Source organism: Clostridium sp. C2-6-12 (assembly GCF_009928485.1).
Lineage (GTDB): Bacteria > Bacillota > Clostridia > Clostridiales > Clostridiaceae > Clostridium.
The window spans coordinates 1-26,074 of sequence record NZ_JAABNP010000054.1 but is presented as its reverse complement, the minus strand read 5'-3'; the positions used below and the strand labels follow the sequence as shown (position 1 = coordinate 26,074).

Genomic DNA, 26,074 nt, shown 5'->3' with positions numbered 1-26,074 from the left:
TGTAACTTATTGTTTTTTTTGTCACCCTCAAGCGACTTACTTAGTTTATCACTTGATTTTCATCTTGTCAACAACTTTTTTTAAATATTTAAACTCTTTTAAAAAAGTTTTTATTTAATCTGTTCTAGTTGTAAACATGTCTCAGCGACGTGTTTTATATTATCACATATTCTTTATGATTTTTGAGTAGATATAGTCGTTAAATCTAATTATTTTCAATTTCCTTGATTTTTCTAATATTTAGTGGGTATTTCTTAGTATGATACGCTTGGCTAATATTACTTAGAATAATATTAAAAATGTATAGTATTTTATTGATTATGTTAATATAATGTAATTTTAAAATCTAATAATATTAATTTTTATGTAACGATTTAATGTTAAAAACTCAATATTTACATACATTATCATCATATTATTCATAAAAATAAGACTACTAACATATCTTTATATTGTTAGAGTCTTATTTTAAATTAATAATATATTTATTTTACTCTTCTACATTACTTACTTCACTATCATCTAGTTGTTCTTCAGAATCATAACCACCTAATATCTTAGCGATAGCAACTACCTTTTCCTCTTCAGTGGTTCTCATTAATGTTACACCCATTGCTGATCTGCTAGTAACTGAAATGTCTGATACATTAATTCTTATAGCTACACCGCTGGAATTTACAAGCATCAATTCATCATCAACTTTACAAATTGTAGCACCAGCTAATTTTCCTGTCTTATCACTAATTTTATATGTTATCAATCCTACTCCGCCTCTATTTTGAAGCTTATATTGTGAAATAGGCGTTCTTTTGCCATATCCATTTTCACTTATTACCAATAACTCTTCGCCATCAACTGCTATATCCATACATACTGCTATATCATCATCTTTAAGATTTATTGCTCTAACTCCAGATGCAGTTCTTCCCATGGCTCTAACATCTTTTTCACTAAACTTAACAGCATAACCATTTTGAGTTACTACCATAATGTTAGCATCACCATAAGTGTTCTTTACCTTTAATAGTTCATCACCATCTTTTAAGCTTAATGCGATTAAGCCATTCTTTCTTAAATTCTTAAATTCACTTATTGGTGTTTTCTTTACTATTCCATGTTTAGTTCCCATAAATAGGAATCCTTCTTTTTTCTCATCAGTTATTGTTAAGACAGTTTGTATCTTTTCATCTGGCTCTATTGCTATAAGATTTATTAAGTTTGTTCCTTTTGCTTGCCTTCCTGCATCAGGAATTTCGTAAGCTCTTAATTTATATACTCTTCCTTTGTTTGTAAAGAATAATACATCAGAGTGTGTTGATGTAATCATTAAATGATCAACAAAGTCATCTTCTTTTGTTGTCATTGCTTGAATACCCTTACCACCTCTTCTTTGTGCTGAATAAGTATCAGCTGAAATTCTCTTTATATATCCAGAATTAGTTAATGTTATTACAACATCTTCTTCTTGTATTAAATCTTCAATGTCAATTTCATTAACAATCTTTTCTATTTTACTTCTTCTCTCATCTGAATATTTAGTTTTAATTTCAATAAGTTCGTCTTTAATAACACCCAATAATTTCTCTTCACTTTCTAAGATAGATTGTAAATACTCTATTTGTTTCATTAATTCATTATATTCATCATCAATCTTATCTCTTTCTAAACCAGTTAACCTTCTTAATCTCATTTCTAAAATAGCTTGAGATTGCTTTTCGGATAGATTAAATCTTTCCATCAATGTGTCTCTTGCAATATCAGTTGTTTTAGAATTTCTTATTATGCTTATAACTTCATCAATATTATCTAATGCTATTTTTAAACCTTCTAATATGTGAGCTCTAGCTTCGGCTTTATTCAAGTCAAATACTGTTCTTCTTGTTATTACTTCTTTTTGGAACTCAACATAGTTTTCTAGTATTTGTTTTAAATTTAAAACTTTTGGCTCATTATTCACTAATGCTAACATAATAATTCCAAATGTATCTTGAAGCTTAGTATGCTTATATAATAAATTTAACACTACATTAGGATTAGCATCTCTTTTTAATTCTATTACAATTCTCATACCATCTCTATCAGATTCATCTCTTAAATCAGATATTCCAGTAATTCTTTTATCTTTTACTAAATCAGCAATATTTTCAATAAGTTTTGCTTTGTTAACTTGGTATGGTATTTCAGTAACAACTATTTTGTGTCTTCCATTTTCCTCTTCAATTTCAGCATTTGCTCTTACAACTACTTTTCCTCTTCCAGTTTCATAAGCTGCCCTAATTCCTGCTTTTCCCATAATTGTAGCACCTGTTGGAAAGTCAGGTCCCTTAATTTTAGTCATTAAATCCAATATTGTAATTTCTGGATTTTCTATTAACGCAACTGTTCCTTCTATAATTTCACCAAGATTGTGTGGCGGTATATTAGTTGCCATACCAACAGCAATACCCGATGAACCATTAACTAAAAGGTTTGGAAATCTAGATGGCAATACTACTGGTTCTCTTTCCTCTCCATCAAAGTTATCCATAAAATCAACTGTATTCTTGTTGATGTCTCTTAACATTTCTACAGCTATTTTATTCATTTTCGCTTCTGTATATCTCATAGCAGCTGCACTATCACCGTCAACTGAACCAAAATTTCCATGACCATCAACTAGCATATATCTCATTGAAAAGTCTTGAGCCATTCTTACTAATGCATCATAAACAGAAGTATCTCCATGTGGATGATATTTACCTAGAACTTCCCCAACTATTCTTGCGCATTTTCTATATCCCTTTTCAGGATTTAATCCTAACCCCTGTAAAGAATATAGTATTCTTCTATGTACAGGTTTCAAACCATCCCTTACATCTGGCAATGCACGCCCAACTATGACACTCATAGCATAATCTATATAGCATCTTTTCATTTCTTTATTAATATCTACGGGTATAACTTTTCCCTCATTAAAATCCATGTACTTCACCTCATATTTTCAGTACTAAATGTCTAAATTAACAACTTTTTTAGCATTTTGTTGTATAAATTCTTTTCTTGGTTCAACTTTTTCACCCATTAAAATTGTGAAAATTTCATCTGCAGCCATTGCATCTTCTATATTTACTTTTAATAGAATTCTCTTTTCAGGATCCATTGTTGTATCCCATAATTGAGCTGCATTCATTTCTCCAAGACCTTTGTATCTTTGAATATCTGTAGAATTATCTTTTCCACCTATTTCAGCCATTACTTTTTCTAATTCTGAATCAGTATATGCATAGTACTCTTTTTTACTTTTACTTACTTTGTATAATGGAGGTTGTGCTATATATACATGACCATCATCAATTAATTCTCTCATGTATCTATAGAAGAAAGTTAATAGCAATGTTCTTATATGAGCACCATCAACATCGGCATCGGTCATAATTATTATTCTGTTGTATCTAATTTTTTCTACATCAAAATCATTTCCAATACCTGCACCAAATGCAGTGACCATTGATCTGATTGTATCTGCATTTAATATTCTATCTAATCTTTGTTTTTCAACATTTAGTATCTTTCCTCTTAGTGGTAGAATAGCTTGGAACTTTCTGTTTCTTCCTTGCTTAGCTGAACCACCAGCGGAATCCCCTTCGACTATATAAATTTCACATTCTCTAGGATCTTTTGAAGAACAATCTGCTAATTTTCCAGGTAATGCTGATCTTTCTAATACGGATTTTCTTGTTAATTCTCTTGCTTTTCTAGCAGCATCTCTAGCTCTAGCTGCCATTAAGGCTTTATCTATTATAATCTTACCTACAGCTGGATTCTCTTCTAAGAAGATGCTGACATTTTCACCAACAATAGAATCAACAATTCCTCTAACTTCGCTATTTCCTAATTTAGTCTTTGTTTGCCCTTCGAATTGTGGTTCTTCTATTTTTACTGATATTACAGCTGTGAGGCCTTCTCTTATATCATCACCACTAAGATTTTTATCATTATCCTTTATGTGTCCAAATTTCTTAGCGTAGTCATTAAATACTCTAGTTAGAGCTGTTTTAAATCCAACTAAGTGAGTTCCACCCTCTACTGTATCTATATTGTTTGCAAATGAAAAGATATTTTCAGTATACCCATCATTGTGTTGCATCGCCACTTCAACAGATATATTATCTTTTACGCCTTCTACATATATAGGTTCTTCTTGTAATGGAACCTTATTTCTATTTAAATAACTAACAAAAGACTTAATCCCGCCTTCATAATGGAAAACTTCTTCTTTCCCATCTCTTTTATCAGATAATTTTATATAGATACCTTTGTTTAAGAAAGCTAGTTCTCTTAATCTTTGTGATAATACTTCAAAATCAAATTCTATTTCTTCAAAAATTTCTGCATCTGGTTTAAAATATGTCTTTGTTCCAGTTTCATCACTAGTTCCTATATTGGTAACTTCAGTAAGAACCTTACCCCTGCTATACTTTTGTTCCCAAATATGTCCATCTCTTTTGACTGTAACTATACATTCTTCAGAAAGAGCATTAACTACAGATGCACCAACTCCATGAAGTCCCCCGGATACCTTGTATCCTCCACCACCAAATTTACCACCAGCATGTAATATTGTCATTATAACTTCTACAGTAGATTTACCCATCTTAGGATGCATTCCAACAGGCATACCTCTACCATCATCACAAACTGTAATAGAGTTATCCTCATTAATATCTACTTGTATTTTTTTACAATAACCAGCTAATGCTTCATCTATACTATTATCAACTATTTCATAAACTAAATGATGCAGACCTCTTGAACTTGTACTTCCAATGTACATACCTGGTCTTTTTCTTACTGCTTCTAATCCTTCAAGAACTTGTATCTGATTTTCATCATATTTTCTATTATTTTGTTCCAAATCAGAATCCTCCTAAACTTAATAAATATTTGAACTCATACTTTGTTAAAATTTAAAAATTATAATCCATATAAGTTCTTTTTGTTAATGTTGTTGATGATATTGGTGAAAAATATATCTTACTTTTATTATCAACTTCTGCTATAATAAAAGACTTTGGTTGTTCGTCTGTAATTCTTTCTACGAATCCATCTTCCTCCGCTAATCTTAAGAACTGTATCGTGTCAGAACTATACATTGTATTTTGCAAATCGAATATACCAATAATGTCTTTAATAGGGACAACAACATTTTCGCCTAAATGTAAAAACACTAGATATTCCTCCTTCAGTTTAAAATTTGTCCATTCGATACATTAAATATCTTAGCCTTATCGTCTAAATAATTTCTTAGATCATCAATTCCAGTACATGTTATTATTGTTTGAATATCATTGATTGAACTTAATATATAACGCTTTCTATTAGTATCAAGTTCTGAAAGAACATCATCCAATAATAAAACAGGATATTCTCCAGTAATTTCTTTAATTATTTTCATTGATGAAAACTTCATAGTTAAAATTGATGTCCGCTGCTGTCCTTGAGAACCAAAAATTTTTACATCAACATCATTTATAAAAACATTAAAATCATCTCTATGCGGTCCTGCTGATGTTATTCCCTTTTCTCTATCTCTTAAAATATTGTCTTTTAATTTTTTATAGTAATTATTTTTATAATCATCTAAACTAATATTACAGTTGTATTTAAATTTAATTATTTCTCTTTTTGATGTTATTTCATTATGAATATCTATTCCATAAAAGTTTATCTTATCTATATATTCTAACCGTTTTGAAATAATATAATCAGCATACTCAATTAATTGCAAATCATACACATCTAAAACATCCACATTAAATTTTTTACTCTTTAATAAAACATTTCTTTCATCTAAAATTTTATTATACTGTACTAAATTAAAATAATATTTTGAATTTACTTGAGATAACTCCATGTCTAACAGCCTTCGCCTTAGACTTGGAGCTTCTTTTATAACTTTTAGATCTTCTGGTGAAAACATAACAACGTTAAATGTTCCAAATAATTCACCAATTTTATTTACTTTTATGTTGTTTACCTTAATTGCTTTTTTTCCATCTCTAAGTATATTTATATCAATTTTTTTGTCTAATCTACTCTTTCCAACCAATAAACTTATAAATGCTTTATCCCTTTTCCAATTTATTAATTCTCTATCTTTTGACGTTCTATGAGATTTAGCAAAAGCACAATAATACATTGCTTCTAAAATATTAGTTTTTCCTTGAGCATTATCACCAATAAATACATTGACATGTTTGCCTAATTCCAATTGTAAACTTTCATAATTTCTGTAACTAATTAAACTTATATTTTTAACATGCATAAAAAATACACCTACAACAATTATATCATAATAATAAAATAAGCTGTTATTTTATTATTTTAATAACTATTTATATTATTTCATAATCTGAATCTTCGAAACTTACTACATCTCCAACTTTAAGCTTTTTACCTCTTTGATTGCAGATTTCATTATTAACTTTTACTAATTCATCTTGTATATATATCTTAGCTTCTGAGCCTGAACTTACAATTCCCGCCCATTTAAGAAAGGCATATAATTTGATTATTTCAGTATTAATTTTTATCTTATTCATTTTTCTGCATAAATATTAATAAATATTTATCCTCCTATCTCATTAATCTTACTGGTAAAACTAAATATTTAGCATTTTCATTATCTTTTTCTTCAATAACACATGGACTTATACCAGATGTCATCTTCATAACAACCTCATTATCTTCAACGTTTTTCAATACATCTAATAAATATCTTGAGTTAAATGCAATTTGTATTCCTTCTCCTTGCAATTTTATTGAGATCTCTTCTCTTACTTTTCCCAATTGAGAATTAGATGTGATTATTAAATTATCTTGCTGTAAATCTAATTTAATTAAATTTGTATTTCCATCCTTGGCCATTAATGATGCTCTTTCAATAGCATTTTGTAATTCTTGTCTATTTACATTTACAAATAACTTATGTTCTTGTGGCAATAACGAATTATAATTTATAAATTTTCCTTCAAGTAATCTAGATATTATCTTAGTTTTCTCTAAATTAAATAAAATATGATTATTTGTAAAAGTTATATCAACAATTTCTTCTGTATCTTCTAAAATTTTTGATACTTCATTTAAGGTTTTTCCTGGTATAACAACTTCCATATCAATATCAGTATCTAAAAATTCACTTCTAATTGCTAATCTATATCCATCAAGAGCAACTAAATTTAAGTTTTTATTTTTTACTTCAAATAAAATACCTTGAAGTATAGGTCTTGTTTCATCTTGAGCAATTGCAAATGATGTTCCTTTTATCATATTTTTTAATATGTTTTGGTTCACTGATATTTTTAAATTTTCATTAACTTCAGGTAATGCTGGGAATTCATTTGTATTCATGTAAACTACATCAAATACAGATTTTTCGCAAGTTATTTTTATTAATTGATTTTCAATAGTTTCAATTTTTATAGTTGAATTAGGTAGCTTTCTTATTATTTCTCCAAATATTTTTGCATCAATAACTATACTGCCTTTTTCAATTATTTCAGCTTCAACTGATGTTTGAATACTTACATCTGTGTCTGAACCAATAAGTGTTAGTGTTGTTTGATTTGTTTGAATATATATTCCTTCAAGTATAGGCATAGTTGATTTACCTGTTATTGCCTTTTGAACTATAGATATACCTTCTAATATTTTTTGTTTTTCACATGTAAAAATCATTATAAAACCCTCCTTAGATATTAACAGGTATGAAAAGATAATAATAAAGATAGATATATATATTTTATAGTAATAATAGTAGTAGGGGCTGTTGATTTGTTGATAACTACTTTGAGTTAAGTAATATCAACAAAAAAGTATTAAAAAATGTTGTGGATAAATCGGTAACAAATCAATCAGGTTATCCACAACTTTCAACAGCATATATCTATAAAAATATTATCCACAATTTATTATGTACTTATTATATACAGTTGTTGATTAGTTTTGAGTTACTTTCTTAGTGATTTCATTAATGGTATGTTGAAGAGAATCATCTGTCTTTAAACTCCCTGAAATCTTTTCATAAGCATGTATGACAGTTGTATGATCTCTACCTCCAAATTCTTCTCCGATTTTAGGCAAAGACATATCTGTAAGTTTTCTACTTAAGTACATTGCAATTTGTCTTGGATATGCAACATTTCTAGTTCTTCGTTGAGACTTTAAGTCTTCAACACGTAAATTAAAGTAACTAGAAACTATATCTTGTATAGAATCAATAGTTACATGTTTACCTTGTTTTTTAGATATAATATCTTTTAATGCTTCAGAAGCTAAATCTACAGTAACTTCTCTATTTGTTAGTGATGAGTAAGCAATAATTCTTATTAATGCTCCCTCAAGTTCCCTTATGTTAGATTTTATTTTAGTAGCGATATATCCCATGACCTCATTAGCCACATTTAGGTTTTCAACGTCAGCTTTTTTCTTTAAAATAGCCATTCTTGTTTCAAAATCTGGAACTTGAATGTCTGCTATAAGTCCCCATTCAAATCTAGAACGTAATCTATCTTCTAATGTTGGAATTTCCTTTGGTGGTCTATCTGAAGAAAGAATTATTTGTTTATTTGCATCATGCAATTCATTAAAAGTATGGAAGAATTCTTCTTGAGTTCTTTCTTTTCCAGCTATGAATTGTATATCATCTATAAGTAAAATATCTACATTTCTATACTTATTTCTGAATTCTTCATTTTTATCGTCTTTAATTGCATTGATTAATTCGTTAGTGAATTTCTCCGAAGACACATAGACTACTTTTGCATTAGGATTACTTTCTAGAATATAATGTCCAATGGCATGCATTAAGTGAGTTTTTCCAAGTCCAACTCCTCCATATATAAATAAGGGATTATATGCTTTAGCAGGAGATTCTGCAACAGCTAAAGATGCGGCATGGGCAAATCTATTACTGTTACCTATTACAAATGAATCAAATGTGTATTTAGGATTTAAAGTGGAAGACATTTCATCATTAACAACAATTGCTTTTGAAGCTTGATTTGAAGCAATTTTTAAGTCTTCTTTATCGTAATTATCAGACTTTATAATAAATTCAATTTCGTATTGCTTTGAGCAGACAGCTTTTATTGAATTTACAACTAAATCTTTATATCGCTTATCTAAAATATCTTGGGTAAAGGAATTTGGAACGCTTATCTTTATAGTATCAGAAGATATAGAAATAGGTTCACAGCTTTTTATCCATGTATTAAAGCTGACTTCACTTAGTTCGCTTTTTATAATATCTAGGGTTTTTTCCCATAAGTTTTTAAGATCGGCATCCATTTGCTTATTCCTCCAAATATTTTTATAAAAAATTTTTATATAAACTATATACAATTTATCAACAGAAATATTAACATCTTGATATTATAGCCATCATTGTATATAAATATATCAACATGTTAATAATTAAGTTTATAATAAAATATATTATTTATTTAATAACAACTAATAAAAAATGTTATAAACATTAGCTAAATAGCGTATCTATAAGATATTAGCATAAATTGATAACAAAAAACAAACAAATTATCCACAAACTTATCAACAAGTGTGGATAAGTTTTTTATTAATTAAGTTATTCACAGCATAATATTTATGATAACATAAGTAAAGATTCATATTCAATAAGTTATCCACAAAAATAAATATAAAAATATAATTATCAACAAATAACACTATAAAATTACTACCTTGACAGAAAATTAGTATGTATATATAATAAGTAAGTAAAATTTAAAATCGTGAAGTATAGTTTTTACTATAAATAAATAAGTTTAAGGGGGTGCATGTGTAATGTTCATGACTTATCAACCTAAAAAGAAAACAAGAAAGAAAGAACATGGATTCAGAAAGAGAATGAGCACTTCATCAGGAAGAAACATTCTTAAAAGCAGAAGACAAAAAGGAAGAAAAAAATTAACAGCTTAAGGGCCGCATTTGTGGCCTTTTTTCTGCAAATGCAGAGAAAAAAAGGAGAATAATAATATCTATGATTTATAGATTAAAGAAAAATTTTGAGTTTAAAATTATATACAGAAGAGGAAAATCAGTTGCTAATGATCTTCTAGTTATGTATATATTAAGGAACAAAAAAAATAGAGATAGAAATCTTAACATATATAATAAGTTAGGAGTTTCAGTAAGTAAAAAAGTAGGCAATAGCGTCGTTAGAAGTAGAAGCAAAAGATTAATCAGTGAAAGTTTTAGACTAAATGATGAGTTTATAACAAAAGGATATGATTTTATATTTATAGCAAGAAATCCAATAAAAGATAAAAACTTTTTTGATGTAGAAAAAGCTATGATGAATCTATTTAAAAAGGCAGGCCTATATAATAAAAATGAAGAAAACAATAATAAATTTAATTAAATTTTATAGAAAATATATTTCCCCTGGAAAACCTTCATGCTGTAGATTTACGCCAACCTGTTCACAATATGCTCTAGATGCTATAAATAAATATGGGGCTATTAAAGGTAGTATTATGGCGATTTACAGAATATTAAGATGTAATCCTTTTTGCAAGGGTGGGTATGATCCAGTAAGGTAAGGTATTAGGAGGTAGATATTTTAATGTTTCAATCGATAGTCGATTTTATGAAAAGCATATTTGAATATATACATCAGTTTATAGTCAGTATGGGAGTATCAGATATTGGATTAGCTTATGTTTTGGCAATATTTGCTTTTACATTAATGATAAGACTTTTAATATTACCATTTAATATTAAGTCTGCTAATTCAACTAGAGGAATGCAAAAACTTCAACCAGAACTTAAAAAACTTCAAGAAAAATATAAAGATGATAAAGAAAAATTAGGCGCAGAAACAATGAAGCTTTATAAGGAGAATAATGTAAATCCAGCAGGCGGGTGTTTACCAGCTTTATTGCCGCTTCCTATATTAATGGCTCTTTATTGGGTGTTTATGGGAATACAAAATATAGATGGAGCATCATTTTTATGGATTAACGATTTATTTGCTCCAGATCATTTATACATATTGCCAATTTTAGCTGCATTATCAACTTATTTACCATCATATTTAATGACTAAATCAACTCCAGCTCAGCCTGGTGGAATGAATATGGGTACTATGAATTTAATGATGGCAGGGATGATGGGTTTTATGTCATTAAATTTTAAAGCGATATTAGTTTTATATTGGATAATTGGGAATTTAATACAAACTATACAAACTTATTTCTTAAATTATAGACCTGCATTGAGAGAAGCTGCAAAAGAAAGTGAATTACAAGAAGATTCAGATAAACCTTTCATGTCAGTTGAACAACCTAAAAATTCAGCTAGTAAAAAAAGAAAAAATAAAAAGTAATCTAAGTTTGTTTTTATAATAGAGGTGGTGAGTTAACTATGAAGTCAATAGAAATAGAAGGAAAAACTGTTGAAGAAGCCTTAAATAAAGCTTTGATTGAGTTAGGTAAAGATAAGAGCATGGTAGAGGTAGAAGTACTTGATCCAGGTTCTAAGGGTTTGTTTAATGTAATAGGAGTTAAACCAGCAAAGATTAAAGTTTCTACCAAATATGATTACATTGAAGAAGCACAAGTTTTTATCAGAAATATACTTAATTGTATGGAACTCGAAGCTGATATAAACATTAAGGAAGAAGATGATACTATAAAAATCAATTTATCAGGAGATAAAATGGGCGTGATAATTGGTTATAGGGGGGAAACCTTAGATTCCATACAATATTTAGTTTCATTAGTAGTTAATAAGATACATGAACTTCCTCATAAAAAAGTTATACTAGATACTGAAAATTATAGGAGCAAAAGAGAGGAAACTCTTAAAGGTGTTGCTATTAAGACAGCAAATAAGGTTAGAAAGACATCTAAAGTATTTAAGTTAGAACCAATGAATCCATATGAGAGAAGGATTATTCATTCTACACTTCAAGGTCATGCTTTTGTTAATACTTATAGTGAAGGTGAAGAACCATTCAGAAGAGTAGTTGTTGAATTAAAGAAAGATTTATAAGAAGAAAGCCTGAGGGCTTTCTTTTTAAATTTATAAATAAAAATGTTATAAATTTAAAAAGAAAATTATTTTATCTAATATAACTTTGACTAATTAAATTTTGTTATGTAAAATTGATATTAGTTTGAAATGGTGGAGAAAAAATAAATTCTTCTTTAATAATTAGGAGGACAATAAATGAAAGAATTTGATACTATTTGTGCTATAGCTACACCTATTGGTGAAGGTGGCGTAGCTATAATTAGAATTTCAGGTCAAAATGCATTAGATATAGCCAGTAAAATTTTTAAACCTAAAAATGATTACGATATTAGGAATATGAAGACATATACCATGAAGTACGGAAATGTCGTGGATTTAGATAAAAAGGAAATAATTGATGAGGTTATTTTAAGTTATATGAAATCTCCTAGCAGTTATACAGGAGAAAATGTTGTTGAAATTAACTGCCATGGTGGAGTTGTATCAACTAATAGTGTATTAAATGAAATCATAAAGGCAGGTGCAAGGCTCGCTGAACCAGGAGAGTTTACAAAAAGAGCTTTTTTAAATGGCAGAATAGATTTAAGTCAAGCTGAAGCAGTTATGGATATAATTACTGCAAAAACTGAATTATCCATGAAATCAGCAATGATGCAGCGTAATGGAGCATTATCAAGGGAAATAGGGGCATTAAGAAAATATCTTCTAAATGTTTTAGCTCTAATTGAATATGCAGTTGATTTTACAGAAGATGATGAAGATATAATTGATGATAATTTAATTTCTCAAGTTAAAGAAGGAATAGAAAAAACAAATTTAAAGATAAAAAATTTATTATCAAATGCAGATGAAGGAAAAATTATCAGAGATGGTCTTAATGTAGTTATTGTTGGTAAACCTAATGTAGGAAAGTCATCGCTACTTAATGCATTATTAAAAGAAAAACGTGCAATAGTAACGGATGTGCCAGGGACAACTAGAGATGTAATTGAGGAATATATAAATCTTGATGGTATACCTATTAGAATAACTGATACTGCAGGAATTAGAGAAACTGAAGATGTTGTAGAACGAATAGGCGTAGAAAAATCAAAGGAAAAAATTGAAGAAGCTGATTTAATAATATTGATGCTTGATACATCTAGAGAAATAGATGAAGAAGATAAGGCTATAATTGATAAAATAAAAGATAGAAAATACATAGCACTATTAAATAAAATTGATTTAGATATGAAAATATCGGAAGAAGTTATTTGTAATTTAAATAATAAGATAGATATATCCGCAAAGACTGGAAAAGGTATTGATGATTTGAAGAATGTGATTAAGGATTTATTTTTTAATGGAGAAATAAATTCTGAAAGTTTAATTGTTTCAAATGCAAGACATAAACAGGCGTTATATAGAGCGATGGAAAATTGTGAAGCTGCTATAAGTAAAGTTAATGCTAATGAATATCTTGATTTAATTTCAATTTATATAACAGCAGCAATGAAAGCATTAGGTGAAATAACAGGTAATGAATTAGAAGAAGATTTATTAAATAAAATCTTTAGCGAATTTTGTGTAGGAAAGTAGGTAAATGTAATGGCCGTAAAATATGAAGGTGGGCAATTTGATGTGATTGTTGTTGGGGCTGGTCATGCAGGATGTGAAGCTGCGTTAGCTTCAGCAAGGCTTGGACTCAATACTTTAGTGTGTACAATAAATTTGGATTCAATAGCGTTAATGCCATGTAATCCTAATATAGGAGGCACTGCTAAAGGACATTTAGTTAGGGAAATAGATGCACTTGGTGGAGAAATGGGGATTAATATTGATGAAACGTTTATTCAATCAAGAATGCTAAATACTTCTAAGGGACCAGCAGTTCATTCATTAAGAGCTCAAGCAGACAAAAAAAATTATCAATTTAGAATGAAACGCGTTTTAGAAGAACAAGAGAATCTACAAATAAGACAAATTGAAGTTACAGAACTTATTGTTGAAGAAGGAAAAATAGTAGGTGTAGTAAGTAAAAATGGAGCTGTGTTTAGATGTAAGGCAGTAGTGCTTGCAACAGGGACTTATTTAAAAGGTAAGATTATTATTGGAGAGGTTTCATATAGTGGAGGTCCTAATGGATTATTTCCAGCAAATGATTTATCTCAATCATTATTAGATTTAGGAATTTCATTAAGAAGATTTAAAACTGGAACTCCAGCTAGAATTAACAGAAGATCGGTTGATTTTTCAAAAATGATTGAGCAAAAGGGCGATGATAAAATAGTACCTTTTTCATTTATGAATGATAATTTAGATAAAGAGCAAATTTCTTGTTATCTAACATATACAAACGAAGAAACTCGAAAAATAATAAAAGATAATATAGATAGATCTCCTATATATAATGGAAGTATTAAAGGTGTAGGTCCAAGATATTGTCCATCCATAGAGGATAAGATAATGAGATTTCCTGATAAGCCTCAACATCAAGTATTTATAGAACCAGAAGGTTTAGATACATTGGAAATGTATGTAGGAGGATTTTCATCATCGTTGCCAGAGGAAGTGCAAATAAAAATGCTTAGAACTTTACCTGGTCTAGAAAATGTTGAAATGATGAGGACTGCATATGCCATTGAATATGACTCAATTGATCCAACTCAATTAAAACCAACTTTAGAGTTTAAAACCATTGAGGGATTATATGGTGCTGGTCAGATAAATGGAAGTTCTGGATACGAAGAAGCAGGAGCACAAGGCTTAGTTGCAGGTATAAATGCAGCCTTAAAAGTTAAAGGTGAAGATCCACTAATATTAACTCGTTCTGATGCTTATATAGGTGTTCTAATTGATGATTTAGTTACTAAAGGAACTAATGAACCTTATAGAATGATGACATCTAGAGCTGAATATAGATTACTTTTAAGACAAGATAATGCCGACTTTAGATTAACTGAAATTGGAAATAAGGTTGGATTAGTTACAGATAAAAGATATGATAAATTCTTACAAAGAAAACAAAATATTGAAAATGAACTGGTTAGATTAAAAAATTTAAAGATAACAAATAAAAAAGAGGTAAATGAATTTTTAGCTACTTTAAATTCTGCAGAGTTGAGAAAGCCAATAAGTTTTTATGAATTAATGCAAAGACCAGAATTGGATTATTTTGATTTAGCAGAATTAGATACTGAAAGACCAGATTTACCATATGATGTTGGAGAACAAATTAATATACTTACGAAATATGAAGGGTATATTCAAAGTCAGTTGGAACAGGTTGCTCAATTTAGAAAATTTGAAAAGAAATTATTGCCTAAGGATATAGAGTATAAAGATATTAAAGGTCTTAGAACTGAAGCAGAGCAAAAATTAAGTAGTATAAGACCTATTAGCATTGGGCAGGCGTCACGTATTTCCGGTGTATCTCCAGCAGATATATCTGTGTTACTTATATACCTTGAACATCATTATAATAAACAATCTTAATTGTTAGTGGAGGATTTATGGATTTTTATGACTTAATGTCTAAATCAGCAGAAGATGTTGATTTGCAATTTTCAAAAGAACAATATGAACAATTTATAATTTATATGAAGCTTCTTCAAGAATGGAATGAAAAGATAAATTTGACAGCAATAGTAGAAGATGAAGAAATAATTAAAAAACATTTTATAGATTCAATGAAGGCATTCAAAAGAGATGAATTTAAAAAAGCTAATACATTGATAGATGTTGGAACTGGAGCAGGTTTTCCAGGGCTACCAATTGCTATTATGAATGGGCAATTGTCTGTTACACTTCTAGATTCATTAAATAAAAGAATTAACTTTTTGAATACGGTGATAAATGAGTTAGGCCTTAAGAATGTGACTACAATTCATTCAAGAGCAGAAGATGGAGCAAGAAATAAGGATTTGAGAGAAAAATTTGATATTGCAACATCTAGAGCTGTTGCAAATATGAGCGTATTGTCTGAATTTTGTTTACCATATGTTAAAGTTGGAGGAAATTTTATTGCATTGAAAGGTCCAGCAGTTGACCAAGAAATTAAAGAAAGCATGAATGCAATTAAGCTTCTAGGCGGGCAATTCGTAAATGTTTGTGAAGTTAGTATTGAAGGAACTGAATTAAGACATAATTTAGTTGTAGTAAAGAAGATAAAGGAATGCTCTAAAACATATCCAAGAAAAGCAGGATTAATAACTAAAAATCCACTTAAATAGTATATATAATAATTATTAGAAGAAATTATAAAATTGTAATATTTAAGAAGGTAAAATACAGTTATAATAGAATTAATAACTGAGGAGAAGAAATTTATTACAGTATTTAAATAAGGGATGGGTTTGGACATGAACAATGAAATAGTAAAAATAAATATAGAGAAAGTTATTCCTAATATTTATCAACCACGTAAGTATTTTAACGAGGAAGCAATAGAAGAATTATCACAATCAATTATCCAGTTTGGAATAATACAGCCGCTTACAGTAAGAAAAATGGGAGAAGTTTTCGAATTAGTGGCAGGAGAAAGAAGACTTAGAGCAGCAAAATTAGCTAAATTAGAAACAGTTCCTTGTAATATTATTGATATAACTGACTCTGAATCAGCTCAAATAGCTTTACTAGAGAATTTACAAAGAGAAGATTTAAATTACATTGAAGAGGCAGAAGCATATTATAATTTAATCAATGACCATAATTTTACCCAAGATGAATTAGCTCAAAGAATGGGGAAAAAACAATCTACTATTGCTAATAAATTGAGATTATTAAAGTTAAGTTCAGAAGTTAGACAGTTGTGTTTACAAAATAAATTAACAGAAAGACATGCAAGAGCATTACTGACTGTTCCAGGTGAAGAATTACAATTAAAAATTGTAAAACGTGTAATAAAAGATGAACTAAATGTTAAGAAAACAGAAGAGCTTATTAATAAGGAATTGCTTAAGTTAGCAGGTGAAGAATTAAAAAATAAAAAAGGTAAAAGAAATATAAAAAGTGCATTACCAGCAAAATTATATGTTAATACAATTAAGCAAGTTCTACAAAAATTTGATATACCAGCAGAGTATGCGTGTAAGGAAGAAGAAGATTTTATTGAAGTAACAGTAAAAATTCCAAAACCCAAAAAGTAATTTCAAATATAAAGTTTTGATTAAGGTTGTAGATGTACAGCCTTAATTTTATTTTATAGGTAGTTAAAAAATGATTAGTTATAATGTAATGTATGTTATTTATTTACACTTTTAGAAATATTGTTAGTAATTTTATTGGTAAAAATAGATGTATAATTTGTAAAACAATAAAAAGTGATCAATTTATAAATATAAATTGGTCAGAATCAGTATTTTTAAGACTTAAATCTTTTATTATACTAGAAAAGTATATATAATATTATTATGGGAAAGGGGGCGCTTCTATATTATGAAAAAAATTTGTATTTTTAATCAAAAGGGTGGTGTTGGAAAAACAACTACCAATATAAATTTATGTGCTTATTTAGCAATGGAAGGATATAGAGTTCTAACAATAGATATAGATCCTCAAGGGAATACAACAAGTGGATTAGGATTAGATAAAAATAATTTGGAATCATCTATTTATGATGTATTAATTTCTGAGACAACTATGAATGAATCAATAGTAAGAAGTGATTTAGTTCAAAATTTATATATATCACCTTCAACTATGGAACTTGCTGGTGCAGAAGTTGAACTTATAAATAAACCTGACAGAGAAAATATAATAAAAAATAAACTTAAGGAAATAGAAGAAGAGTATGATTATGTATTTATAGATTGTCCACCATCTTTAGGAATTTTAACTATTAATGCATTATCATGTGCAGATTCAGTTCTTATACCTATTCAATGTGAATTTTATGCATTGGAGGGTGTTAGCCAATTAGTTAATACTATTCAATTAGTCAAGAAATCGCTTAATAAAGATTTATATATTGAAGGTGTAGTAATGACTATGTTTGATTATAGAACAAATCTAAGTAATGAAGTATTAAAAGAAGTTCAAAAGTACTTTAAAGATAAAGTATATAAAACAACAATTTCAAGAAATGTAAGATTAGCAGAAGCACCAAGTTTTGGATTGCCGATAATGTTGTACGATGAAAAATGCAAAGGTGCTGAAGCCTACGTAAAATTAACCAAAGAATTTTTGAAGAGGCAGTAGGTGATATGTATGGCAAAAAAGTTTACGTTAGGTAAGGGATTAAGTGCACTTATACCAGAAGATACGGAAGAAACTTTAGAAGAAAGTAGCAAAATGTTAATTTCAATAAATAAGATAAAAAGTGATGATGGGCAGCCAAGAAAATTATTTGATTCTGAAAAAATAGCTGAATTATCAGAATCTATAAAAACTCATGGTATAATTCAACCATTGATTTTAAGAAGGTATGAAGAAGATCAATATATTATAGTTGCAGGAGAAAGAAGATGGAGAGCTGCTAAAATGGCAGGGTTAAAGGAAGTACCAGCAGTTATAATGGAACTTACTGAAAGAGATATATTAGAAGTATCTTTAATAGAAAATATTCAGCGTCAAGATTTAAATCCAATTGAAGAGGCTATAGCATATAGAAAATTACTAAGTGATTTTAATATAACTCAAGAAGAATTGAGTAAGAGAATTGGAAAATCAAGAGTAGCAATAGCAAATACAATTAGATTAACAAATCTAGATGAGAGAGTTCAACAATACATAATTGAAAGTATTATTTCAGAAGGACATGGAAGATCGCTTTTAGCTATTGAGGATAAAGAAAAACAATATGAATTAGCACAAAAAGTAATTGATGAAAAATTGTCAGTTAGAGAATTAGAAAGAATAATAAAGAAGTTTAATGAAGATGAAGAAAAAGAAAAAGTTATTTGGAGTAGTAATAATTTAAATCCATACTATAAAGAGATAACTAATCAACTTCAAAATTATTTTGGAACTAAAGTTAATATTTTAAATAAAAAAAATAAAGGTAAAATAGAAATTGAATATTATTCAGAAGAAGATTTACAAAGAATTTTAGATATTATGAATATGCAATAATGTTTCACGTGAAACAATTATGAAAGGAATGACAAAAAAATTGGATATACTAATTAATACAATCAATGAACTAATGCCATATTTGATTATTGGAATGTCAATAATAATTGTATTATTATTTATTATGGTAATAGTTTTATTTAAAGCAGTAGGAAAAGTTGAAACTAGGTATAGAAAATTAATGAAGGGAACTAGTAATAATAATTTAGAAGAAATATTATTGGAAAGATTAAGTTCTATTGAAGAAGCTAAGCAAGTCTCTGAAAAAGCATTAAAAGAGTGTGAGAAATTAGAAATAAAAATGAAAGATTGTATTCAGAAAGTAGCAATTATGAGATATAAAGCTTTCGAAAATGTAGGTAGTGATTTAAGTTTTTCAATAGCAATGCTAGATGACAAAAATGACGGCATTATTTTAACCGGTATATATGGAAGACAAGAAAGTACTACATATGCTAAGCCAATTGATAAAGGAATATCTAGATATGATTTATCAGAAGAAGAATTATATGTTTTAAATGAAGCATCAAATAAAGAGACTAAGTAAAAAAGTGCCAAGAAGTTTTCTTGGCTTTTTTTGTGTAACAAAGTAAAACACTTGCTGAGTAAGTGGAAGAAAAAAAGCTTATCCATTTGAACAGAAAAAATCTTCTATACTAAAGTCTAGCCAATGGTAAATAAAGAAGTATAGAATACAAGTAACATATATGGCAAGATAAAGAGCGATATAGGTAAGATACTAAAAAAGCTATGTGAATAGAAGTGAGTAGAGACAATAGAAGCAAAAGCATGTCTGGATTATATATATTGGTACCAATATCGCTATGGATAAGGATATCTAGCTTTATGAGTCTCAAAATGAAAAGTAGTTTGATGATATTTGACTAACATGAGAATACGAAATCTAGATATGGAAATAGACAATTTGGATGTCGAGGGATAAGTATGTAGATACAGTAGAAAAAAATAAGAAGAAGGTAGAAGAGCATATGAACAAATGAATGATCAGTTTATGGGTGAGTCAGTAAAAAAATAGCAAAAATAAAAGCTGCTTAGCTGCAGCTTGGGAACACAAACGGGAGCAATGCCGGTTCGGAGGGCCTTCGGCTCAGCTAATAACATACCGTATATGGTTGAACAAACTACGGGCTTAGCCTGTGGTTATGATTATAATATACTGAAAGCATAAACATTTAAATTTTAATGTATAGATTATTCAATGATAAGCAATGAAGAGTGAATGGTAAGCTGAAGATTATTAAAGATAATCCATTGAGCAGTTTTTGTTATATTAACAAGCTATTAGTTTCATATGAACTGTTATTTTGTGAAAGTTAACATTACTTAAATATTGTAACTATTAAAGTATATTTGTGTTTATATAATTAATGGTATAAAACATTATTCATGATTGGAGTTTGTATGAAAAATAATTTAAATGTAATGTATATTGATTTTAATATATTCAATGAGATGTATTTTTCACAATTATAGTAGCAATATGTATTAGAAGAACTTTAGAATAAAGAAATTGTTTCACGTGAAACAATTTCTTTAATTGTATATTCTTTTAGAAAATTATAACCATATTGAAATTGCATGAGTAATGCTGAAAAGCAATAATTTAACTAGTAAATATATAGTTAGAAGAAGTATTTTTTAAAATTGACTTATTTTGTTTACATATTTTCAACTGATTTTAAACAATAGTTCAATGTAAAAACAATTAAACTAAATCTTGAATTCGATTTATTCATTAGACAAGTTTCTAGTATCGTTATTTTTGTACAAGCTTTTAATGATAAAATAATATATTCCCTTTGATATGGAATCTGCTAAATTCATTACGATATTCAAACGAGTGTTTTGTAAAACTAAAAATTCAAAACTTCCAGATACATTAACAATGCCAGTAATGCTCATTTCTCCAACAGGAGCAAGATTTTTATTCAGTGCTAAACCAGGTAGAAGAGGTTTCTTTTGAATAAATACTTTACCAATATTATTTATAGATCCTAAACATGAGTCAATAGCAATTATATATGGATTGTGAAATTTAGTTTTTATTTCATCAAGTATAATAGAAATATTTTTTGCGTGGATTGGATTTTCTAATGTACCATAAATATAAAAATTGTTTTTAGAAAAATATCTTAACTTATATCCAACTAATGGGCCAAGAGAATCTCCAGTAGATCTATCAGTACCAATGCAGAAAAATACAATTGGACGATTGGTTTCTAATATTGGTTGTAATTCAGTAAATAAGTAATTAGTAATTTTAACAGAAGAAGAAAAAGAAGTAGAATCAACAGAAAAATTTTCGCACATAATAAACCTCCTTTATTAGATTTATTACCAATAAAGGAGGTTTTATTCATATTAAATGAAAATAGATTAGAAAAATAAAAATATATTGATTAGAATATGAATTAAGATTAGATTTCACTTAATAATTTAATATTTGAAGAAATTTTTAATAATATCTAGTGTATAATTAATTTCTTCTTTAGTTGTGAAATAGCTAAGACTTAATCTAACAGTTCCAGTAGGATATGTACCTATCGTCTCATGAGCTAATGGAGAACAATGCAAACCAGATCTAGTTTTTATACCATTAGATTCTAGATAATAACTAAATTCAGAAGGATCTAATGAATTTGCATTAATTGAAATACAAGAAGTTATCATTTTTCCTGATAAATCTCCATAAACAGTTATTCCATTTATATTCAATAATTCAGTTAACAAATATTTTATTAAGTAATGATTATGTTCATATATAGTATTTAAACCTATAGATTTTATGTATTTGATCCCTTCCGCTAATCCAACTATACCTGGTAGATTAAGAGTTCCAGATTCAAATTTATCTGGCAAAAAATCAGGCTGTTGTAGCGAAGAAGAAAGACTTCCAGTACCACCTTGAATCAAACTAGAACAAGATAAATTGAATTTCGTATCTAATATGAAGCCTCCAACACCTTGAGGTCCTAACAAACTCTTATGACCTGTAAAAGCTATTGCATTAGCATTTATATCTTTCATGTCTATTTTTAATACCCCAGCACTTTGAGAAGAATCAACAATAAAGAATATATTATTCTCACTACAGATTTTTCCTATACCTTTTATATCTTGAATTGAACCAGTAACATTTGATGCATGTGTTATTACAACTAATTTTGTTTTATTGGTAATTTTAGCTTTTAAATCGCTTACATTTACAAGGCCAAAGGAATTTGCCTTTAAGATATCTAATTCAATTGGAAGATTATCTTTACACCAAGTAAGAGGTCTTATAACAGAATTATGTTCCATTGAAGATGTTATAACATGATCACCAGGTTCCAGTATCCCTTTAATTAGCATATTTAATGATGTTGTAACATTATTAGTAAAAATAACATTACTAGGTGAATCATAGTTAAAGAAATTGCAAATGATTTCACGTGCATCATACAAATATCGATTGCTTTCAAGTGAATTACTATAATTTCCACGACCAGAATTACCACCTATGTTAAGCATATAATTATACATACCATCAATAACCTGCTTTGGTTTTGGAAAAGTAGTTGATGAATTATCTAAATAAACTTCCATAGATCACCTCTAAAAATAAATCTACAGATTCCTAAAATTATAAATATTATTCCCAATCCTAAAAGGAAATAATCCAATAATTTTGTTGTGCCTGCTGCAAATTTAGGATTTAATTTTTTAACACCTCTGCTTACTATAATATTAAGTAAGCAAAACCAAGCTATGCTTCCAACCATCATTGAAGTTACTGAAAAGGCGAAAAAGGCTTTTCCAGAATGTCTCCATACATTAAAGACAGTTCCACTTAATGCAATCCATAGCGATGGAGTCGTAGGATTGAGGAATGTTATAAAAAATCCAGTTAAAAATCCATTAGAAGCATGTTTAAAAGAAGGTGGTATTGAAACTGAGTGTGAATTTTTTGCAGTTAGTGATATTTTAGTTGAAATAATTAAAACAATTCCTGAGATAATCCAAAATAAGCTATAGGATTTGGGACTTTTAGTGAAAACTGTAAGAAATCCCAGATTTATAATTATTATATATACGATATCAGCGGATACAGCACCAAGTGATACTTTGAAACCTTCCTTGAATCCTTTTGTTATTGATCTGCTGACAGATTCAAGACCAGAAGGACCTAAGGGAATAGAAGCTAAAAATCCGGTAAAGAAACCAATTATTATAGCTTTTAATATAGTAAATACTGACAACATAGTATTCTCCTTTTAATTGCATTTGTATACTATTATAAAATAAAAAGAAATATTTTTCATTAAATTTTGAAAGTTTTTAACGATAAAGATTTTCTATTTTATAAATTCGAAAAAATATATATAATAAAATTATATCATAATAGAGTTAAGGTGGTGTAAAGATTGATTTATTATATAGTAGTATTTAAAAACACATACGATGCAATGGCAGCTGAAAAGAAGTTGAAGGAATTAAGTTTTGATTTTAAAATTATGCCAACTCCAACATCTATAACTATGAGTTGTGGAATTTGTGTAAGAATAGATAATAAGGAAGCGATAGATTCAATAATCAATAATAATATATTAGAATATAAAAATGTATATATTAAAGATGCTGAAGGCTACGCTTTAATAGAAAAGGAGAATCTGTAAGTGGATAGTACCAATTTGATGAAATTAGTAGTGGAAGATGGTAAATTAAATATAGGCGATTTTATTAGGATAAAATTTGAAGATATAATATCTGCTAGAAATAAAGCTATAGAAATAATATTAGTTATAATATTAATGTACTTTTCTATAAAAATAGGCAAGTACATAATAAAGAAGTTTGTACAGAAGCAAGTTGAAAGCAATGCAGTTTTTTCACTAGACTCACAGAGAGCTAAAACTTTAGGAGAAGTATTAAAGAGTGTTTTAAAATATTCAGTATATTTTATGGGAATAACTACAATAGTATCGATTTTATTTGGAGGTATATCTATTACTTTTGCAAGCATAGGTGGAATTGCAGTTGGTCTTGGAGCTCAAAGTATAATAAAAGATTTAATTAATGGTTTTTTTATTTTATTTGAAAATCAATATGGGGTTGGAGATCATGTGACTTTAGGCGGTTTTACGGGAATTGTAAAAAGTATAGGTATTAGAACAACTGTAATTAGTGACTTTAATGGAGCAGTCCATTCAGTGCCTAATGGAACTATAAATGGAGTTACTAATCATTCTAAAAATAATATAAAGTTTGTAGTGGATGTACATATACCTTATGAAGAAAATGTTGATAATGTAATTAATGTTATCGAAAATGCTTTAGAAAATTTTAAGAAAGAAAATGAAGAATATATAGAGGAAAATTTGGAAGTTGCAGGAATAGTAGAGCTTGGAGTTTCCAATATTACAATAAGAGTGACAGGTAAAGCAAAACCGCTTACTCAAGGAAAAATGGAGAATGCTCTTAGAAAAGCAATTAAATTTGCATTAGATAAAAATAAAATAGGAATACCTAATAAATAATTTTGTGAAAATTAAGCATAAATACATAATAGAGGGTGATATAAATGATAGAAAGTTTTAATCTTGGAGATATAGTAGAAATGAAAAAACAGCATCCATGTGGATCAAATCAATTTGAAATTATAAGAGTAGGTGCTGATATAAAGATAAAATGTACTGGCTGTGGTAGAATTGTAATGATTCCAAGAAGCAAATTTACTAAGGAAGCAAAAAAAATAGTAATTAGTGCTGAAATTTAGAGAAAATACTTGAATGTTTTTTTATTAAATGATATAATTGTTAATTGTAATCCCTGCTGTGTAAAGCACAGCCGTTAGTCCGAGGGGAGGAGGTGAAATTAATGAGAAAGTACGAAACTATATTTATATTAAACCCAACTTTTGATGAAGAAACTGTTAAAGCTAACATCGAAAAGTTCAAGGGTGTTATAGAAAATGGTGGAGGAACAGTAGAAAACGTTGATTTCTGGGGTAAGAGAAAGCTTGCTTATGAAATCTCTAAAGTTAGTGAAGGTTACTATACTTTAGTTAACTTTACTGCTAGCCCTGAATTACCAAGCGAATTGGATAGAATATTCAGAATCACTGATGGTGTTATCAGACATATCATTGTTAATGAACAAGCGTAAGGTGGTGTTGTTAAATGAATAAAGTAGTTCTAATCGGAAGATTAACAAAAGATCCAGAACTAAGATTTACTCCAGGAAGTGGAGCAGCAGTAACAACCTTAACGTTAGCAATTGACAAATATAACACAAAAACTGGTCAAAGAGAAGCTGACTTTGTACCCGTAGTAGTATGGGGAAAACAAGCTGAAAGTACTGCTAATTACATGAGTAAAGGTAGTCAAGTGGCTATCAGCGGTAGAATTCAAACCAGAAGTTATGATGCTAAAGATGGAACTAAGAGATATGTTACTGAAGTTGTAGCAGATCAATTTGGTGGCGTTGAATTCCTTGGAACTAAAGGAAGCAATGGTTCATCAGGAAATAGTTTTAGTGGCGGCAATGAATATTCAGCACCAGCAAATGATGATATATTTGGTGGTAGCAATTTTGAAGAGGATATAACTCCTGTAGATGATGGAGATATGCCTTTCTAATAATTTAGGTAAGGAGGGAATAAAATGAGCAGAGAAGAAGGCAACAACAGAAGACCAGGCGCAGGCGGAAGAATGAGAAGATCTAGAAAGAAAGTTTGTGCTTTTTGTTCAGATAAAGCTGAATTTATCGATTATAAAGATATCAATAAGCTTAGAAAATATGTAACAGAAAGAGGAAAGATTCTTCCAAGAAGAATTTCTGGAACTTGTGCTAAGCACCAAAGAGAATTAACTGCTTCTATTAAGAGAGCAAGAAACATAGCATTATTACCATTCACAACTGAATAAAGGTAATAACGGGGCTGTCGCATTAGCGGATTAAAATCGGTTAGCGATAGCTCCTTTTTCAAATT

28 protein-coding genes and 1 pseudogene are annotated in these 26,074 nt (G+C 28.6%); 19 read left to right on the top strand and 10 right to left on the bottom strand.

Annotation, left to right across the window (positions count from 1 at the left end; translation table 11 throughout):
- Positions 1–490: 490 nt before the first annotated feature.
- The 7 genes from gyrA to dnaA all read right to left on the bottom strand — a co-directional run bounded on the left by gyrA (position 491) and on the right by dnaA (position 9,327).
- Complete coding sequence (gyrA, locus tag GXK56_RS25755; protein ID WP_160692873.1) at positions 491–2,962, bottom strand: DNA gyrase subunit A; 2,472 nt, start codon at positions 2,960–2,962, stop codon at positions 491–493.
- Between the two features lie 24 nt (positions 2,963–2,986).
- Entirely contained in the window at positions 2,987–4,894 is a 1,908-nt protein-coding gene (gene gyrB, locus GXK56_RS25750; RefSeq protein ID WP_160692871.1) for a DNA topoisomerase (ATP-hydrolyzing) subunit B, read from the bottom strand.
- Positions 4,895–4,946: 52 nt separating this feature from the next.
- Positions 4,947–5,207, bottom strand: a complete 261-nt coding sequence (locus GXK56_RS25745; protein ID WP_160692869.1) for an extracellular matrix/biofilm biosynthesis regulator RemA family protein — start codon at positions 5,205–5,207, stop codon at positions 4,947–4,949.
- A gap of 14 nt (positions 5,208–5,221) precedes the next feature.
- Positions 5,222–6,304 carry a DNA replication/repair protein RecF gene (gene recF, locus GXK56_RS25740; protein WP_160692867.1) on the bottom strand — a complete coding sequence of 361 codons (1,083 nt, stop codon included), beginning with the start codon at positions 6,302–6,304 and terminating at the stop codon, positions 5,222–5,224.
- A 70-nt stretch (positions 6,305–6,374) separates the two neighbouring features.
- A complete protein-coding gene (gene yaaA / locus GXK56_RS25735; protein ID WP_160692865.1) occupies positions 6,375–6,581 on the bottom strand; it encodes a S4 domain-containing protein YaaA in 207 nt (68 codons plus the stop codon).
- Positions 6,582–6,615: 34 nt separating this feature from the next.
- A complete protein-coding gene (dnaN, locus tag GXK56_RS25730; protein ID WP_160692863.1) occupies positions 6,616–7,716 on the bottom strand; it encodes a DNA polymerase III subunit beta in 1,101 nt (366 codons plus the stop codon).
- A 261-nt stretch (positions 7,717–7,977) separates the two neighbouring features.
- Complete coding sequence (dnaA, locus tag GXK56_RS25725; RefSeq protein ID WP_160692861.1) at positions 7,978–9,327, bottom strand: chromosomal replication initiator protein DnaA; 1,350 nt, start codon at positions 9,325–9,327, stop codon at positions 7,978–7,980.
- Positions 9,328–9,840: 513 nt separating this feature from the next.
- On the opposite strand from dnaA, the gene rpmH reads away from it, so the two are divergent.
- The 13 genes and pseudogenes from rpmH to GXK56_RS28435 all read left to right on the top strand — a co-directional run.
- Positions 9,841–9,975 (top strand): 50S ribosomal protein L34, encoded by a 135-nt coding sequence (gene rpmH / locus GXK56_RS25720; RefSeq protein WP_160692859.1) that lies wholly within the window; start codon positions 9,841–9,843, stop codon positions 9,973–9,975.
- 61 nt (positions 9,976–10,036) lie between these two features.
- Complete coding sequence (gene rnpA, locus GXK56_RS25715) at positions 10,037–10,417, top strand: ribonuclease P protein component (protein ID WP_160692857.1); 381 nt, start codon at positions 10,037–10,039, stop codon at positions 10,415–10,417.
- The gene (yidD, locus tag GXK56_RS25710) at positions 10,389–10,598 is read left to right on the top strand and encodes a membrane protein insertion efficiency factor YidD (RefSeq protein WP_160692855.1); all 210 of its coding nucleotides are present in this window, start codon (positions 10,389–10,391) and stop codon (positions 10,596–10,598) included. The genes rnpA and yidD overlap by 29 nt, the downstream gene beginning before the upstream one ends.
- Positions 10,599–10,621: 23 nt before the next feature.
- Complete coding sequence (locus GXK56_RS25705; RefSeq protein ID WP_160692853.1) at positions 10,622–11,383, top strand: membrane protein insertase YidC; 762 nt, start codon at positions 10,622–10,624, stop codon at positions 11,381–11,383.
- A 38-nt stretch (positions 11,384–11,421) separates the two neighbouring features.
- The gene (gene jag / locus GXK56_RS25700; protein ID WP_160692851.1) at positions 11,422–12,051 is read left to right on the top strand and encodes an RNA-binding cell elongation regulator Jag/EloR; all 630 of its coding nucleotides are present in this window, start codon (positions 11,422–11,424) and stop codon (positions 12,049–12,051) included.
- 177 nt (positions 12,052–12,228) lie between these two features.
- Positions 12,229–13,611, top strand: coding sequence for a tRNA uridine-5-carboxymethylaminomethyl(34) synthesis GTPase MnmE (mnmE, locus tag GXK56_RS25695; protein WP_160692849.1), 1,383 nt, complete (start codon positions 12,229–12,231; stop codon positions 13,609–13,611).
- 9 nt (positions 13,612–13,620) lie between these two features.
- Positions 13,621–15,507 (top strand): tRNA uridine-5-carboxymethylaminomethyl(34) synthesis enzyme MnmG, encoded by a 1,887-nt coding sequence (gene mnmG, locus GXK56_RS25690; protein WP_160692847.1) that lies wholly within the window; start codon positions 13,621–13,623, stop codon positions 15,505–15,507.
- A gap of 17 nt (positions 15,508–15,524) precedes the next feature.
- Positions 15,525–16,244 (top strand): 16S rRNA (guanine(527)-N(7))-methyltransferase RsmG, encoded by a 720-nt coding sequence (gene rsmG, locus GXK56_RS25685; RefSeq protein WP_160692845.1) that lies wholly within the window; start codon positions 15,525–15,527, stop codon positions 16,242–16,244.
- 129 nt (positions 16,245–16,373) lie between these two features.
- Entirely contained in the window at positions 16,374–17,159 is a 786-nt protein-coding gene (noc, locus tag GXK56_RS25680) for a nucleoid occlusion protein (RefSeq protein WP_160692843.1), read from the top strand.
- Positions 17,160–17,448: 289 nt separating this feature from the next.
- Positions 17,449–18,210, top strand: a complete 762-nt coding sequence (locus GXK56_RS25675; protein ID WP_160692841.1) for an AAA family ATPase — start codon at positions 17,449–17,451, stop codon at positions 18,208–18,210.
- A gap of 9 nt (positions 18,211–18,219) precedes the next feature.
- Positions 18,220–19,083, top strand: coding sequence for a ParB/RepB/Spo0J family partition protein (locus GXK56_RS25670; RefSeq protein WP_160692839.1), 864 nt, complete (start codon positions 18,220–18,222; stop codon positions 19,081–19,083).
- Positions 19,084–19,102: 19 nt separating this feature from the next.
- The gene (locus tag GXK56_RS25665; protein WP_202127948.1) at positions 19,103–19,630 is read left to right on the top strand and encodes a DUF4446 family protein; all 528 of its coding nucleotides are present in this window, start codon (positions 19,103–19,105) and stop codon (positions 19,628–19,630) included.
- Between the two features lie 136 nt (positions 19,631–19,766).
- A pseudogene (locus GXK56_RS28435) lies at positions 19,767–20,081 on the top strand (transposase); the annotation flags it as partial.
- Positions 20,082–20,832: 751 nt separating this feature from the next.
- On the opposite strand, the gene yyaC reads toward GXK56_RS28435, so the two are convergent.
- The 3 genes from yyaC to GXK56_RS25650 form a co-directional block, all read right to left on the bottom strand.
- Entirely contained in the window at positions 20,833–21,414 is a 582-nt protein-coding gene (gene yyaC, locus GXK56_RS25660; RefSeq protein WP_160692837.1) for a spore protease YyaC, read from the bottom strand.
- A gap of 126 nt (positions 21,415–21,540) precedes the next feature.
- On the bottom strand, positions 21,541–22,689 hold the full coding sequence (locus GXK56_RS25655) for an aminotransferase class V-fold PLP-dependent enzyme (protein ID WP_160692835.1): 1,149 nt from the start codon (positions 22,687–22,689) through the stop codon (positions 21,541–21,543).
- Complete coding sequence (locus GXK56_RS25650) at positions 22,674–23,345, bottom strand: LysE family transporter (protein WP_160692833.1); 672 nt, start codon at positions 23,343–23,345, stop codon at positions 22,674–22,676. Before GXK56_RS25650 ends, GXK56_RS25655 begins: the two co-directional genes overlap by 16 nt.
- Positions 23,346–23,507: 162 nt before the next feature.
- Between GXK56_RS25650 and GXK56_RS25645 the strand changes: the two genes are divergently transcribed.
- The 6 genes from GXK56_RS25645 (at position 23,508) to rpsR (ending at position 26,009) form a co-directional block, all read left to right on the top strand.
- Positions 23,508–23,759, top strand: coding sequence for a DUF3343 domain-containing protein (locus tag GXK56_RS25645; protein WP_160692831.1), 252 nt, complete (start codon positions 23,508–23,510; stop codon positions 23,757–23,759).
- On the top strand, positions 23,760–24,620 hold the full coding sequence (locus GXK56_RS25640) for a mechanosensitive ion channel domain-containing protein (protein WP_243156274.1): 861 nt from the start codon (positions 23,760–23,762) through the stop codon (positions 24,618–24,620).
- A gap of 44 nt (positions 24,621–24,664) precedes the next feature.
- Entirely contained in the window at positions 24,665–24,859 is a 195-nt protein-coding gene (locus GXK56_RS25635; RefSeq protein ID WP_160692829.1) for a DUF951 domain-containing protein, read from the top strand.
- 101 nt (positions 24,860–24,960) lie between these two features.
- The gene (rpsF, locus tag GXK56_RS25630; RefSeq protein WP_160692827.1) at positions 24,961–25,248 is read left to right on the top strand and encodes a 30S ribosomal protein S6; all 288 of its coding nucleotides are present in this window, start codon (positions 24,961–24,963) and stop codon (positions 25,246–25,248) included.
- A gap of 14 nt (positions 25,249–25,262) precedes the next feature.
- Positions 25,263–25,721, top strand: coding sequence for a single-stranded DNA-binding protein (ssb, locus tag GXK56_RS25625; RefSeq protein ID WP_160692825.1), 459 nt, complete (start codon positions 25,263–25,265; stop codon positions 25,719–25,721).
- 24 nt (positions 25,722–25,745) lie between these two features.
- The gene (gene rpsR / locus GXK56_RS25620) at positions 25,746–26,009 is read left to right on the top strand and encodes a 30S ribosomal protein S18 (RefSeq protein WP_160692823.1); all 264 of its coding nucleotides are present in this window, start codon (positions 25,746–25,748) and stop codon (positions 26,007–26,009) included.
- The last annotated feature ends 65 nt before the right edge of the window (positions 26,010–26,074 follow it).